This window comes from Psychrobacter sp. CX5 (genome assembly GCF_057621535.2).
This window is the reverse complement of record NZ_CM177735.1, coordinates 2,374,608-2,390,737: the sequence shown is the minus strand read 5'-3', so window position 1 is coordinate 2,390,737 and position 16,130 is coordinate 2,374,608. Positions and strand designations below refer to the sequence as shown.

The window sequence follows — 16,130 nt, the reverse complement described above, 5'->3', positions numbered from 1 at the left end:
AATTCTTTAAATAGGGTCTGTTAATCATTCAAATGTGGAACTGGCGGAGGCTATTTTTTAGGCAATATGCTGGGAAATTTTTGACGCTTAGTCATTCTAAGTTAGAGAATTTCGCAATATATTGACAAAAAATAGCGCCGCCCCGCAGGGCTGATGCTAAAATTGACCCAAACATTGTTATAAACCTAGCTAAGGTCTAGACATTATCGTCGGTTTACGCCTAGTTTAGAACAATTTTAGCTATCAGCAGTCCTAATATTTGAATATTCAACAGACCCTTAGCGTTTAACTTGCTAACTAGTGTGCCACTTCTTTTATTACGTGACTAGACGATTATTGCAAAAAAAACTTCTGGCTTGTTACACAGTTATACACTCCGCTTTAAAATTCACCTTTTATGTCATAAACGGATTTTTGAGACATTAATCTGTGATAAATAGCCATAAAGTTTGGCTAGTATTATTTTGTAATAAGTTTAAATCAACCTATTTGCAATCATGATAATGTCAAAAAGCCCTGATATTTCTATCAGGGCTTTTAAAACAATCAACGTGTTTTAGGACGGGACATTTAAATAGTTACCTAAATAAAATTACCTAAATAAAGTCACCGAGTTTCATTTTAAAAAACTAAACCTGTTAGTTATTAGGCTTCTTGAACAGAAACATAACGACGGTTAAATTTACCTTTTGTGTCGAACTTAACCACACCATCCGTTAAAGCGAATAAAGTATGATCACGGCCCATACCTACGCCAGTACCAGCGTGAAATTCAGTACCACGTTGACGGACAATGATATTACCAGCCACAACATCTTGACCACCAAATACTTTTACACCAAGCATTTTTGGGTTAGAGTCACGACCGTTACGAGTTGAACCAGCGGCTTTTTTATGTGCCATGAGAAATCTCCTTACTGAGACTAATTTATAAAACTTTATATTAACCAGAATATTACGAATAACTCATCATAAATCACTTATCAAGTGCTGTAAAATAATATCTGTTACTATTATCTATTAAAAATGGTATCCGAATATCTGTAAAGGTGACAACCAGCTATTAAGCATTAATCGCTTTAATTTTAAGTAATGTATACCACTGACGGTGGCCTTGCTCTTTATGATAATGCTTACGACGTTTATGCTTAACGATACGGATTTTTTTACCACGTCCGTGCTCTACCACTTCAGCTTCAACACTTGCGCCTTCAACAACGGGTTGACCGATTTTATAATTATCGCCATCAACAACCATTAAAACATCATCAATTTTAATCGTTTCGCCTTGCTCAGCTTTAAGAAGCTCTACTTTTAGTAGCTCATCAACGCTTACACGGTGTTGTTTACCACCACTTTTAATAACTGCGTACATCTTATGACTCCGTTTAACCCGTGTGCCGTGGTCCTTAAATTTGCAAAGTTAACCCAGTTTTAAAAAGGTTACTTCACATTTTAATGACACTTCAGCTTTTGCCTGATCAACGGTCACGACAGGGAAAGTTACAGAAAAATAGCCATCAAACAATTGAATACTGTTAATAGAGAAAATCACCTCTATTGTAATAGCATTTAACTCATTGTCATTAGCTTTGAATATGAAGACGGAATTCTACGCATTTATTCAATAAATTGCAAGGGATGATTGCAAATTAAGGCTATGTTATTATTCAGCTTACAGTTCATTTAAAAAAGTCAGTTCATATAAAGGTTGACTTAGTTGGCTGCCCTGTTCAATACTCATCATTGGCCTTACAAAACCTTATCTGGTAAATAACCTTTATCTGTTAAATCCAATTAGGTTGCACTCATGAGTTTAATCCTTAAATAAGCATACCTAATTTTATAAAGCTTTATAATCTGCCATAACATACAGCTTTTCAATTATTTTAATTTTAGTTGATAATAATATGACCTCATTAAATACCGATATGTCCTCAAATCGTAGTACCAGTAATAATACTACTAGCACTAATGATATAAATTACAAAGACCATAGCAGTCATAATACCAATAGCTCCTCCCCTACTGCTACACTAACCTATTCCGATATACAACAAATTATTGCCAATGACTTTGAGATTATGGATAAGCAGGTTTTTGGTAGCTTAAACTCAAAAGTTCAGTTGGTCATGAATGTGTCTCAACATGTTATTAACGCTGGCGGCAAACGTATGCGACCTCTCATTACCTTGCTTTGTTCACGCTTATGTGTGGATGAGCAGTCGCAGAATGCGATGCATTTAGCAGCGATTACAGAGATGCTACACACTGCGACATTAGTGCATGATGATGTGATAGACGAGTCAGGTCTACGGCGTGGACGTCCTACTGCTAATGCAACGTGGGACAATCCAACGGCCGTGTTGGTAGGTGACTATCTGATAGCGCGCGCTTTTAACTTATTGGTAGGCTTTCAAAGCTTACCCTTATTGAAGCTGTTCTCTGACGGTACCTGTGATATTGCTGAAGGTGAGGTATTGCAGTTACAACATCAGCACAACCCTGAGGCCACTGAAGATGATTATATGCGTATCATTGATGGCAAAACCTCTCGCTTGTTTATGATGGCAACTTGTGGGGTCGCCATTTTACAAGATCGTCCTGAGTTTATGCAGCCCTTTAGCGACTTTGGTCAACACTTTGGTAATGCCTTTCAAATTATTGACGATGTTCTTGACTACAGTGGTGATAGTGAGGTGATGGGTAAGAATCTTGGGGACGATCTTGCTGAAGGAAAGCCAACTTTACCTACCATTATTGCTCTACAGTTATATAAAGAAAAAGATGAGGCAAAATATAACACTTTAAGAATTGCCGTACAGACAGGCAAAGTAGAGAATCCTGATGAACTCATCAAGCTGGTTCAAGAGTCTGGAGCATTAGAGTATTGTCGTGAACGTGCTTTAGAAGAGACACGTTTGGCTCAACATGCCTTAAAACAATTACCTGAAAATATTTATAGTCAAGGTCTGTGGCAACTAACTGAGCTTGCCAGCTCCCGTTTGGCCTAACCGTTTAGTTTGTAGATAGTTTAGTATTAAAAAAGAGATACAGAAATAAAAAAGAGACACATAAAATGTGTCTCTTTTTATTTAAGCCCTATTTCTATCTAACGACTGTCACCTAACGTTTCTTAAAAAGTATCGAGGCGATGAAAGCATCAATAAGAAAGTTATATTTCTAATTGTTATATTTTACACTTGTAATATATAATAGCTTTAAATTCTTCTATTAAAAGTTCTTCTATCAATATTTAAAAATAGAATATGAAATTATTTTTTAAATATTGAATTTTACAATTATAAAACAAGCAATAACTATTACATTGCTAAAGTACTCATATTTGTATTACCTTTTCGATAAAATTACCTCTCTGTTTCGGACTTATTGAGAGTATCATTAGTAGCGTTTGTAGTCGTCTCCCTGTCCGCACTCGCCTTTATTGATAAGTTAAATTATTGATAGGTTAATTTTAAGATTTGGTATATGGTTAATCTTTCTAATCAGCAATCCGCATCCTACTTATTACGCTGTTAATTAATGCTTGTGATGACCCATAAATAAGGTTTTTTCATGAAACACACTCCTCTTTTTATCGCTGTTAGTTTGGCTGTATCAAGCCTATTTATAGCAGGCTGTGATAACAGAAATAATGACTCGCAACAAGCCTCAGAGCAGCAGAAAATGCCGCCAGCTGTCGTGAATGTTATGCCAGTCACCTTTCAATCTGTGCCTTTAGTGCAAGAGTTTTCAGGGCGTACAGCAGCGTATGAAGTTGCTGATATAAGACCTCAAATTACGGGTGTCATCGAGGAGATCAGATATAAACAAGGCAGTATGGTGCAAAAAGGACAGCCTCTTTACAAAATAAGCCCAGAAAATTACCAGTCTAATGAGTATGCCAACCAAGCAGCGGTTAAACAAGCCATTGCAAATGTTGAGACTGCTAAAGCCAGTTATAACAATGCCGTTGCTAACATTAAATCTCGTGAGGCTGAGTATGAGCAAGCGATAGCGGATCTAAATCGTATCCGTCCTCTATTAGACTTAAATGCCATCTCTGAGCAACAAGTTCAGCAAGCGGATACCCGTGTCAAAACAGCCGCTGCTGCTCTGGCAAGCTCCCAAGCAGCCGCCCAACAGGCTCAAGCTAATATAGGTAGTGCACAAGCTGCAGTCGACACAGCGCGCGCTCAGTTAACCAGTAGTGAGTTAGATATCAGTCGTACCATAGTGAGGGCACCTATTGATGGCATGACAGAACGCTCTAATGTCACCGCTGGCGCACTGGTTAATGCCAATCAAGCCGAGCCTTTGGTGACTATTTCTAAGATAAATCCCATTTATGTTGATATTAGCCAGTCGTCATCAGATCTGCTAAAGCTTAAACAGCAGCAAGCAAAGGGTGAGCTTCAGCCCGGCTCAAGTAAGGTTCAGTTGGTATTAGAAGATGGTAGCACTTACCCTGTTATTGGTCAGTTGTCATTAGCAGAGGCAAAAGTTGACGAATCAACTGGTTCTGTGACGTTACGTGCGATATTCAAAAATGACAACCAAACCCTATTGCCTGGGATGTATGTGCAGGCACGCTTAATACAAGGGGTTGTCAATAACGCCGTCTTGCTGCCACAAAGTGCAATGATTCGTACGCCAAAAGGTGACACTCAAGTATATATTGTCAATGAAGACAATAAAATTGAAACCCGAAATGTTACGGTAAATGGCACTTATCAAGGCAATTGGATCGTCACTGATGGCTTACTGTCAGGCGAGAATGTGGTCATTATCGGTGGCTCTAAAGTTAAGCCTGAACAAGAAGTTGTCAGTAAACCCTATCAACCGACATTGAGTAACGGTGCTAACAATGCCGCAAAAGGTTCTAATGCCGGTCCAGCTCAAGGCCCTATAGCACCTAGATCAGCGATGCCAAAAGGACAAGGTCCTGTTGCACCTCCTAAAGCGTCACAATCAGCTGAAACTCAAAACGCAAACTAACTCAAAAATAGGCAGACTAGGAAATAATCATGTCACGATTTTTTATTAACCGCCCTATTTTTGCTTGGGTGATTGCAATTTTAATCATGCTAGTCGGTGTGATTTCGGTTATTAACTTACCCATCGAGCAATATCCACGTATTGCACCCCCAACTATTAATGTCAGTGCCAACTATCCGGGCGCCAATGCCCAAACCGTTGAAGACACAGTCGTTCAAGTTATTGAACAGCGTATGAAAGGGCTTGACGGACTGATGTATATGTCCTCAACAAGCTCTTCAAATGGCAGTGGTTCGGTAACCTTAACGTTTGAGAATGGTACAGATCCTGATACCGCCCAAGTTCAAGTTCAAAACAAGCTGCAATCGGCGATGAGTTCACTACCTGAGCCCGTTCAGCGGCAAGGGGTTAATGTCAACAAATCTTCCAGTAGTTTTTTGATGGTACAGGCCTTTATTTCTGAAGATGGCAGTATGGATCGGGTAGATATCGCGGACTATGTCGCCTCCAACATTGTTGATCAAATTAGCCGTGTAGAAGGTGTGGGTGAGGTGCGCTTATTTGGGTCTTCTTATGCCATGCGCATTTGGCTCGATCCGGCGCGTCTACGTAGCTATAACCTTGTGCCTAGCGATGTGGTCAATGCCATTCGTGCGCAAAATACTCAGGTATCAGCAGGACAGCTAGGTCAGGCGCCCGCAAACAGTGAAGAACAGGTGATCAGTGCCACGGTTACTGTTCAAAGTTATCTACAAACGCCTGAAGAGTTTAGTAATATCTTACTGAAAACGGACAGTTCTGGTGCTCAGGTTCGAGTTGGCGATGTGGCAAAAGTAGAGCTTGGTAGTGAAAATTATAGTACCAATGCGCTATATAATGGTAAAGAATCAGCCGGTCTTGGTATTTCACTGGCGCCAGGGTCTAACGCTCTTGAGACCAGAACCCTAGTTGGTGAGCGTATGGCGCAACTGGAAGCGAACTTCCCACCTGGATTGACAACGGTCGTCCCTTATGACACGACGCCATTTGTGAAGCTGTCCATTGAGCAGGTTGTGCAAACGCTTATAGAGGCGATCGCGTTAGTATTCGTGGTGATGTTTTTATTCCTACAGAATTGGCGAGCAACCCTTATCCCAACCTTGGCCGTACCCGTTGTCTTGTTAGGTACTTTTGCCGTACTTTATATGGCAGGCTTTAGCATAAACGTTTTGACCATGTTTGCCATGGTTCTCTCCATTGGTCTTTTGGTCGATGATGCCATTGTTGTGGTGGAAAACGTAGAACGTATCTTAGAGGAATATCCAGAGATATCCGTCAAAGATGCCACCATTAAATCTATGGGTGAGATCAGTAAAGTGGTTATTGGTATCGCCTTGATTTTATCCGCTGTATTTGTACCCATGGCATTCTTTGGTGGCTCAACAGGGGTTATTTATCGTCAGTTCTCCATTACCCTAATCACAAGTATGGTACTGTCTGCTATCGTAGCGTTAGTCTTTACCCCTGCGTTGTGTGTGACTTTATTAAAACGTAATAAAAACCATGATAAAACTCATAAAAGAACGGGTTTCTTCGGGTGGTTCAATCGCTCGTTTGAAAAATTAAGTCATTCATACGAAAGCTTTATTGGTAAAAGCATCAACGTTAAATGGTTGTATTTACTAGGTTATCTGGCCATTATTGGTCTAATGTCTGCTATATTTCTGCGAATTCCCGGCTCATTTTTACCTGAAGAAGACCAAGGGATTATGATTACCCTCGTTCAACTTCCTGCAGGTTCAACCTTAGATGACACCCAACAAGTATTGGATAAAGTCCGAGGCTATTATGACAGCGAAGAGCCGGATAATGTCGATGCGGTGTTTACTATTGCAGGATTTAGCTTTGCAGGTCAAGGTCAAAATATGGGACTTGCCTTTATCCGATTATCCGATTGGGAAAACCGTACAGGAGCTGAAAACTCTGCGCAAGCTGTCGCCAAAAGAGCGATGGGCTATTTTTTCAACCAGATTAATGAAGCGCAGGTGTTTGCTATCGTACCCCCAGCAATTACCGAGCTTGGCAATGCCAGTGGTTTTGACATGATGCTACAGGACGTTGGTAATATCGGTCATGAAGGGCTACTTGCCGCACGAAATCAGCTTATTGGTATGGCGGCCCAAAGTGATCAAGTCACTGGGGTTCGCCCGAACGGTCAAGAAGATGCCCCTCAATTAAAAGTAAATATTGATCAAGAACAAGCCGCTGCTTATGGATTATCACTGTCGTCTATAAACAGCGTTATTTCGACAGCGTGGGGCTCAGCTTACGTTAATGATTTCGTAGATAGAGGTCGTATTAAGCGGGTATTTGTACAAGGCGAACCTGATAGTCGTACCAATCCTGAAGATATCAATAAGTGGTATGTGCGTAATGACTCTGGTCAAATGATATCTTTTGATGCATTCTCAAGCAGCGAGTGGGCATATGCCTCCCCTCAATTAAACCGCTATAACAGCTTGCCATCTATGAATATTCAAGGTAATGCAGCTCCAGGTTTAAGTACTGGAGAGGCCATGGCGGCTATGGAGGAAATGGTCAATCAACTTCCAGAAGGTGTTGGACTAGAATGGACAGGTATGTCCCTTGAAGAGCAAAAATCAGGTGCTCAAGCCCCTATACTATATGCCCTTTCAATTTTAGTTGTGTTCTTATGTTTAGCCGCATTATACGAAAGCTGGTCTATACCATTTGCTGTGCTATTAGTGGTACCATTAGGGGTATTAGGTGCTGTTTTATTCACTTGGTTTAGAGACTTTGCAAATGATATATACTTGCAGGTAGGCTTACTCACCGTGGTAGGCTTGTCCGCTAAGAACGCAATCTTAATTATTGAGTTTGCCAAAGATCACCAAGAAGAAGGCTACACCTTACGAGAAGCGGTAATGACAGCCGCAAGGCAGCGGTTGCGTCCTATCATTATGACGTCACTTGCCTTCGGATTTGGTGTTGTTCCTTTATACTTAGCGACAGGGCCAGGCGCTGGTAGTCAAAATGCCATTGGTACTAGTGTCGTTGGCGGCGTATTAACAGCGACCTTTTTAGGTATTTTCTTTATTCCGATGTTCTATGTTTGGGTCCGCTCTATATTCAAAATAAATAATTCTGGCGATGGTGACTCTCATAGTAACCCGAAAAATCTAGACAAAGGGACATCACTACCCGAGCAGAACGGCGCTGTCGTCACCACTACCCCATCGAATTTTGGAGACAATACTCAATGAGGACCTCTTCACTTTTACAGATGACTAAAAATAATCGAAACGCGAGTGCACCTTCTATGAACACGAGTAAACAATGGTCACGTCTGGTCGGATTATCTGCTTTAGCAGTTGCACTTAGTGCTTGTCAAAGTATCCCAACGTCTCAAAGCAACCCAGCAGTAGCTCGTCCCAATATTCCTTTAAATCCTGGTGATGGGTATGAATTATATGGTGATGTTCAAATGCCCTCTTCATTAGCAGGTGTTGGTTGGCAGAGCTTTTATACAGATCCGAAGTTAAAAGCCTTAATACAGTTGGGTCTGAATAATAATAAGGATGTTAAACAAGCGGTATTAGCCATTCAAAAAGCACAAGCTCAGTATCGAATCACTGACAGCAATGATGCGCCCAACGTTGGACTTAATGGCGGTTACTCACGTGGTGCTAACAATGTGCAAGATAGAAACCCTAGTGATAGCTATAATGTAGGATTGGGGCTAGCAAGCTACGAGCTTGACTTTTGGGGTAAGATTGCAAGCTTAAAAGAGCAGGCGTTACAAAGTTATCTTGCGACATCTGCGGCCAAAGATACAGCGCAAGTCAGCTTGATTGCAAATATTGCAAAGAGCTATGTCAACTATAGTTATCAACTAAAGCAACTTGAGCTTGCCGTGGGAACATTACAAACTCGTGAAAAAGCACTTCAAATCACGCAAGCTCGGCTTAACGCTGGCATTGACTCAAAAGCTCCTTCGCTTCAAGCCGCCGCTTCGTTGGAAACCGCTCGTATTGCCGCTTCAAACGCTCAAAGCAATGTCTTAAAAGCGCGAAATGCCCTTAAATACCTTGTAGGTGCGCCAATCACAGAGGATATGTTGCCATCGCCAGCCGTCACTTCCATTACCTCAAGTCAAGTCCTTAGCGCGGGTGTTCCAAGTGAGTTATTACGCTACCGTCCCGATGTGTTGCAAGCTGAACATCAGCTTAAAGCAGCAGGGGCAAATATCGAAGTGGCGCGTGCTGCTTACTATCCTAGTATTAGTTTGACGGGTAACTTAGGCTATCGAAGTAATGACCTATCAGACCTCTTTAAGTCCAGCGCTGCAAGTTGGTCCTTTGGTCCATCCATAAGTTTACCTTTGTTTGACGCTGGGCAACGTGATGCCAACTATCAAGTGGCTCAAATTGAACGTGATCAAGCAGTGGCAAATTATGAAAGTACAGTTGAGTCTGCATTCAGAGAAGTCAATGATGCATTAGTGGATCGGGCAACCTTAGATCAAAGATTGGCTTCTCAATATCGTTTACAAGACTATTATCAGGGCCTACTGGATATCTCTAATGCGCGCTACAAAGCTCAAGTCGATGATTACTTGGCAGTATTAGATGCTGAGCGCTCTTTATTCTCTACGCAACAATCTTTATTAGCTTTAGAACAAGAAAAACTGAATAATCAAATTGAGCTATATCAAGCCTTAGGCGGAGGTGTCAATCTTGATCCTATAGCTCTACCTGAGTCGCAGCATCGTAACCTGGTCAATGTACTTGATAATAAAGCTAATGCTAATGACTCAGCAAGAGCCGTACACGTAAATACTGGCCCAACTATCTTGACGCCAGCACAATCGTATTATCTAGAGAACAGTACCACTGACAGCCGTGATACTAATAACGGTCAGCCCTTAAAGCAAATTGAACCTAGACAGATGGAAGAAGAAGATCGTAACAGTGATGAGTATATCCCAGTAAATAATTCAACTGAGGAGAAATCGTCACCTACTCCGCAAGGTCTTAACCCAACACCAAATAAATATGGCTTATTAGTACCGACACCCCAATAACTCTGTGTCGACTAAAAAATATGGCGCTATTAACTAGCGCCATATTTTTATGAGAGATGATTAGCATCGCTGCGTTTTAAAAGTTATCATACAGTATAGGACATACAAACCATATTATTGTAATACCCTCATCTAATCCGGTAACTCATGTTTAACATGATCTGGACTTAAGCCAAAAGAAAATACAAAAGTTGCCACTAAGCTATTGACGATGATAAAAGCGATATCTAGACTGTCATGACCCATGAGAAACCTACCGATTGAGGCAGATATTACCATCATAATAACAAAAAATATCGCCAAACAGGTCAATACTTTAGGATGCTTTAAGTTATAGGGCTGCTCGGGTTTTGGTCCATTTTCAAGATAGTATATTCTTACCGCCCAGCCAGCGGCATAAGCCAAAGCACCCATCAGTAAGTAATTTAAAAATCCCATTTATTGCTTCCTATTTATGGTTTACCTGACTTATAGAGTTTTAGCAGAGCAGGTTCTAAGGTTTTTCAGTATCAAGCGTATCATTTCTATTCGAGCAGTCTTTTATAGTGTACTGACTTCACAGCTCTGCAGTTTTAATCACTATGTTGCTAAGACTTTCAGAGTTTTGATGTGGGTCTTGACTCGGCTCCCCAATCGGAGTGTCATCACACGCTACTTTATAAATCGTATTTGAGCCTTGCTTAATATAACCAAGATACGGGCTGTCTAATAACGGATTGATATTGGCATAAGCTTGTTTGACATGAGCCAACACGAATAAACGATCAGGGCGACCGACCATCGCGGAGATATTATGGTCATCAATTGAAAAATACTCAGGAACTTGTTCAAGTCCCATAGGCTCTAACGGCTCAGGGTCATCCCACACCCGCTTCGCAGACTTAGGCTCTTTCATTTGCATGACTAATTTATCTTGCTTCAGGCTTACTTTAATTTGTGCAGGTTCATCTTGACTGACTGTATAACAGCCCGAAAATAAGGCAGCGTGTTGTTGTATCACCTCGACCGAGTTAAGATTCCCAGATTTTAGTTCGGCCAGATCTGTTGGCGTCCGGCTAGCATCTTTACAGCTTGTTACGCTAAGACTTGCTCCAGTGAGCATGATGGCTAAGGCGAAGTTTGTTACGTTGAATTTTTTCAATAGTGTTATCCATTCAGTAGTTAGATTAGATGGTGTCGAACCATGTGAGCCTGACACTCAATGTTAATAATCAGACCGTTTATATGAGTGACTTACTTATTTAAGTGACATTTATTTGTAGTATCATTTGTAGTGTCATTCATTTGTAAGTGGCAATCACTCTAGTTTAGCTTAGCGTATTACCAAGCCTCTATTTTAACAAAATTGATTTGCTAAAGGGCGATCTTATTCATTATATATAGAAGTCCGTTACGTATAAGCAATCTAAATTATCATGCTATTATTTGCTATACTAGTACAATTAACGACAGACTATTGCAAAAGCGAGCTTTTATGTCCGTTCTACACCCCAAACCCAATACCACTCTTGCCTTTACAGACGGTGCTTGTAAAGGTAATCCCGGCCCAGGTGGTTGGGGCACCCTTTTGGTCAGCAGTGATGGTCAACATCATGAATTTTTTGGTGGTGAGACCCTAACTACCAATAATAAGATGGAGCTAATGGGTGCTATTATGGCACTTGAGAAAAGCTCAGATGACGACCATTTAGAAATATGGACCGACTCAAGCTATGTTAAAAATGGTATCACCTCATGGATTGATAGCTGGAAAAAGAAAGGCTGGAAAACGTCATCGAATAAGCCCGTTAAAAACCAAGAGTTATGGCAACGATTAGATGACTTACGACAAGGTCGAAATGTGAGTTGGCACTGGGTAAAAGGTCATGCCGGCCATGAAGGAAATGAAAAAGCAGATGAACTTGCCAATAGAGGTATATTGTCCACATCCGAGGGGGGCAAAATTGATGAGCCAACAGCCAACGACACGCCAATAAGTCATGATTTAAGTTTAAAAAAAAACTAAATAATTTATCAGAATCAGACATTGATCTTAATAAAGAACCGTCATCTATTCAATCAGATTCTGACCCTTTAATTGACTCTGACTCACAATCTCAACCCAATATAGCGACTGAACCTCTAGTCTCAAAGCATTCTGAAAATAGAGCTACTATTGAAATTCAGCAAAATTTGCAAAGCATGGATACTATGGAAAATACTGCTAACCACTCCAATGACTGGCTCCTTGATGATCCTTTAGGATTTAATGACTTGTCGCCTGAAGAAGACTCAGAATTAGACAACACTCTACCATCGACTGCCAAACCAACTGTTAATGAGACAACTGAAAGGGGTGTCGCGTCAGGTATAGAGACTGACATTGAATTTGATGGCGATACCAGCCGAGCAAATCCTCATTTTAAGCCTTTATTGCCAGATCCTATTAACAAAGGAGAGTCAGGTCGCCAGCTAATTATGGATACCGAAACGACTGGTCTTGATGCACTCAAGGGAGATCGTATTATCGAGGTAGGTATCATTGAGCTGGTAGATCGTAAGTTCACCGGTGAAAAACTGCATGTTTATATCAATCCTGAAAGAGGCATGGATGAGGAAGCCATTCGAATACATGGTATCTCCGAGGCTTTTTTAGCAGATAAGCCTACCTTCGATAAAGTCGCGCAAAAGCTTTATGACTTCATGCTGGGTGCAGAAGTTATCGCCCACAATGCCCCATTTGATATTAGCTTCTTAAGCATGGAGTTTGATAAAGTTGGTTTAAAAGGCTTTGCTGATCAGATCAAAGTCACCGACTCATTAGTATTAGCAAAGCAGCAGTATCCAGGACAAAAGAACACTTTGGATGCTTTGGTACGTCGTTTGAACGTCGGAAAAATGGACCGTACGTTCCATGGCGCTTTACTCGACTCCGAAATCCTAGCTGAAGTATATTTGGCCATGACCGGTGGTCAGGTAGCCCTCGCTATTGACGAAGACATTCAGACTGAGGGTGCGGGATCACATACTGATTTTAGTCACTTGGCTAGTAAAATCTTGACAGCCCAAGCTTCCTACGAGGATCATTTAAACTGGGTTGCAAAAATAGTTAAAAAATACCCTAATGTAGCTAAAAATCAAGGTATAACTTGCTTTTATCAAACCAATGAAGCGCCTAATTTAATTTTGCAAAAACAGGCTATAAAACTTCATAGTGACGGTGACTTGCCATTTAACACTATCAATTTAGCGCAAGATTTGTTTGTTGCGTCTTAAATTACACAATTTTATTGAGATTATTTATAAATTGATTGATAGTCTCGATTATAATACAGTGAACACTATCTAATTAAAGTACGTTAATAAATTGACGTTTACCTATATCATTTAATTTAATCCTCGGTTCATTATAACTTGGTAACTCCTATGATCTCAGTAGCTCAAAACAGTACTACACCACAGGCGATCAGCGTCACTAACTTTGATTTATCTTCACTGTATTTGCTGCGCCCAGAAATAATGGTTACCTTGGACAATGCTGAAAAACATTTAAGTGAGTTTAATGATGACAATGAGCAAGCCCCGCTACTACTTGACTCAGTCGCTATGCTCAACCAATTGGCAAACGTGTTGACCTTAATTTCTCTATCTGGTGCAAGTGATTTAGCAGAAGTGTTGGCGGTCAGTATGCAGCATCTTTATGATAGCGGTAATAATAGGGATGAAAAACTTATTTTAAGTATTTCACAAGGGGTTATGACGCTGTCACGTTATATTGAGTTTGTATTATTGCAAGAGACTTTAGAGCCCTCCTTACTCCTACCCGTTATTAATCAAATGAAAACAACGCTTGGTCAAAAAGAGTTAGACCAAACTGAACTGGTTGCCCATGATTTTACTTATATTACCCTAGCCAACCCTACTCGCAACTTTCAACCCCTTTCAAGCTTAGATTTAGACAGTAGTTTATTAGCAACTGCGTATAGAGCTGGTCTGGCTGTGGCTCTATCTGCTCCAACCAATCAGGTAAGTGAGTCCGACCTACTCAAGATTAAAGCGATGCATCAAGCCTGTTCGATCATTGCAAAAGAATCTGACGCTTTATTTTGGCATGCCGCTGAAGCAGCCACTAAAGACCTACAGAAGCTATTACCTCTTGATGAAAAACATAAGCGTATATTTATTTTCTTAGATCAGCAATTTCATAACTACTTGCCAGCAGATGACAGTCGCTTCGCTGATTTAGTGAGCTTTGCCTGTTTACAAGACCATGAACTGGCAGCGCAAGTAAAGAAGCAACTGAATGATAATCAACTTGATGACTCTCAGCTAATAGACTTCAAACGTTTTATGTTTGGACCTGATCAAGAAATAGTCACTACCTTGAATGACTTGATCCAATACGAGATTGACGCTATCAAATCCGACGTCAATGGTTTGGTAAATCATACTTCTGATGAAGACCGTACTGAACAGCTATCCTCAAAACTCGATTTTAGCTCTATTTCAAACAAACTTAATGCGCTGTCGTCTACTTTTTCACTACTAGACTTATCACAATCTGCGGAAATACTTAGTAAAAGCGCTGCTATCGTTGCTAATTGGCAGCATCCAAATTCAGAGGATTTAGATCAGCTTTTAGCGCATCTTATGGTCGCCGAAAACGCGGCTATCACCTTAGCAAAATCGCATACTCCAGGCGCTGAAGCTTGGGAGTTGACGAATGATAGTCTCTCAATTTACCAACTTGATACTGCGTATCAACATCTCATGATTGAAATCCGTAATTTAATCAAACAACTTGAACGTAGCGCCAGTGACTATTTAGATAGCTTTGATTTAACGCATGTGGACGAAGATGTGCAAAATGAAGCCTTTATGCACGACGACATCCTAAATAATATCCCTCAAGTATTGAGTCAGATTGCAGGAACCTTAAGGTTTTTAGAGATGACCGATGCTGCCAATATTATCAGACGGTTATCATCGCATCTTAGCGCCAGTCTTAGTTTTGATGAAAACGGTCTACTGCACAAAGACGAAAAAACCCATGTTCAATTTTCCAAAGTAGCTGATATTTTACTCGCTGTTGATCATCAGTTGAGTGCACGACAAAAGCAGCATCCGCTTAGCAAGCATGCGTTGTATGTTGGTAATACCAGCTTATACAATCTTTTAAAAAGCGCCTAAACAACTTTAACCGTTTTTTATCCCTATTTAATAACACGAGAGGTATTTGTGAGCACTTATCGATTAAACGATTTACCCATTTTATTTAATCGCTTACAACTTGATAGCCTTACAAATACTCAACGTGAAAAAATAGTCGCCATAGATGCCACACTTCCTCAAACACAATGCGGCCTTTGTGACCATCCTGATGGCTGTCTGCCCTATGCAGCCGCAATCGTTGTTGACGGTGAGCCCCATAATAAATGTGTCCCTGGAGGACAGCCAGTCAGTGACCATATTGCCGAAATTCTAAATCGTGACCGACTGATAGCACGAGAGTCACAATGGCCTATTGATCCTAATACTCAGCGTCCTACAGAAGTAAGGGCTATTATCCGTGAGGATGACTGCATCGGCTGTACCAAGTGTATTCCAGATTGTCCAGTGGATGCCATCGTGGGAACAGGTAAGCATATGCACACTGTTTTTACAGACTTGTGTACTGGTTGCGAGTTATGCTTGCCTCCCTGCCCAGTAGACTGTATAGATCTGATTGAAATGCCACGTGATCCTTCATTTGAGACGCCGGAACATAGAGCCTATGAACAGGCTCATCTTAGAAAGCGCTATCATACTCACTTAAATCGCGTCGCCCATCAGATGTCTGACAACACCCATGCTAAACCTGTTACCAGTATGGTAGAAACGCTACTGGGCAATGCTTCACATCAAAGTTTAGATATTAATGAAGCTCAAGCGAAAGCCACCATTGCGGTCGCCAAGCTACGGACTAAAATTAAAAAGCTTGAGAAACAGCTCAGCGTTCGTCATCATGAGGCTAAACAGGCTGAACTTGATGAGTTAAAACAACAGCTAGAACAATTATCTGATTAATTCA

Annotated in this window: 10 protein-coding genes and 1 pseudogene; 7 read left to right on the top strand and 4 right to left on the bottom strand. The window is 40.8% G+C overall.

All coding sequences use genetic code 11. The features are described from left to right. Positions 1 to 645: 645 nt before the first annotated feature. Together rpmA and rplU are read right to left on the bottom strand one after the other, a co-directional pair. Positions 646 to 903: a 50S ribosomal protein L27 gene (gene rpmA / locus AC21OG_RS09230; protein ID WP_486540789.1), complete on the bottom strand. Its 258-nt coding sequence runs from the start codon at positions 901 to 903 to the stop codon at positions 646 to 648. A 160-nt stretch (positions 904 to 1,063) separates the two neighbouring features. Beyond that, positions 1,064 to 1,375, bottom strand: a complete 312-nt coding sequence (gene rplU / locus AC21OG_RS09225) for a 50S ribosomal protein L21 (protein ID WP_486546700.1) — start codon at positions 1,373 to 1,375, stop codon at positions 1,064 to 1,066. Between the two features lie 709 nt (positions 1,376 to 2,084). Here rplU and AC21OG_RS09220 point away from each other — a divergent pair. From AC21OG_RS09220 to AC21OG_RS09205, 4 genes are all read left to right on the top strand, one after another. After that, positions 2,085 to 3,014 (top strand): polyprenyl synthetase family protein, encoded by a 930-nt coding sequence (locus tag AC21OG_RS09220; protein ID WP_486546826.1) that lies wholly within the window; start codon positions 2,085 to 2,087, stop codon positions 3,012 to 3,014. A 562-nt stretch (positions 3,015 to 3,576) separates the two neighbouring features. Beyond that, on the top strand, positions 3,577 to 4,998 hold the full coding sequence (locus AC21OG_RS09215) for an efflux RND transporter periplasmic adaptor subunit (protein WP_487377846.1): 1,422 nt from the start codon (positions 3,577 to 3,579) through the stop codon (positions 4,996 to 4,998). Positions 4,999 to 5,027: 29 nt separating this feature from the next. After that, positions 5,028 to 8,261, top strand: a complete 3,234-nt coding sequence (locus AC21OG_RS09210; protein ID WP_487377847.1) for an efflux RND transporter permease subunit — start codon at positions 5,028 to 5,030, stop codon at positions 8,259 to 8,261. A 56-nt stretch (positions 8,262 to 8,317) separates the two neighbouring features. Beyond that, complete coding sequence (locus AC21OG_RS09205) at positions 8,318 to 10,081, top strand: efflux transporter outer membrane subunit (RefSeq protein ID WP_487377848.1); 1,764 nt, start codon at positions 8,318 to 8,320, stop codon at positions 10,079 to 10,081. A gap of 132 nt (positions 10,082 to 10,213) precedes the next feature. Here AC21OG_RS09205 and AC21OG_RS09200 read toward each other — a convergent pair whose 3' ends face one another. Then, entirely contained in the window at positions 10,214 to 10,519 is a 306-nt protein-coding gene (locus tag AC21OG_RS09200; RefSeq protein WP_487377849.1) for a hypothetical protein, read from the bottom strand. Between the two features lie 118 nt (positions 10,520 to 10,637). Next, positions 10,638 to 11,222 (bottom strand): hypothetical protein, encoded by a 585-nt coding sequence (locus AC21OG_RS09195; protein WP_487377850.1) that lies wholly within the window; start codon positions 11,220 to 11,222, stop codon positions 10,638 to 10,640. 333 nt (positions 11,223 to 11,555) lie between these two features. On the opposite strand from AC21OG_RS09195, the pseudogene dnaQ reads away from it, so the two are divergent. The 3 genes and pseudogenes from dnaQ to AC21OG_RS09180 all read left to right on the top strand — a co-directional run bounded on the left by dnaQ (position 11,556) and on the right by AC21OG_RS09180 (position 16,126). Beyond that, positions 11,556 to 13,336 (top strand): annotated as a pseudogene (gene dnaQ / locus AC21OG_RS09190) (DNA polymerase III subunit epsilon). Between the two features lie 150 nt (positions 13,337 to 13,486). Continuing rightward, a complete protein-coding gene (locus tag AC21OG_RS09185; RefSeq protein ID WP_487377851.1) occupies positions 13,487 to 15,250 on the top strand; it encodes a hypothetical protein in 1,764 nt (587 codons plus the stop codon). Positions 15,251 to 15,298: 48 nt separating this feature from the next. Beyond that, positions 15,299 to 16,126, top strand: coding sequence for an RnfABCDGE type electron transport complex subunit B (locus AC21OG_RS09180; RefSeq protein ID WP_487377852.1), 828 nt, complete (start codon positions 15,299 to 15,301; stop codon positions 16,124 to 16,126). Positions 16,127 to 16,130: the final 4 nt, after the last annotated feature.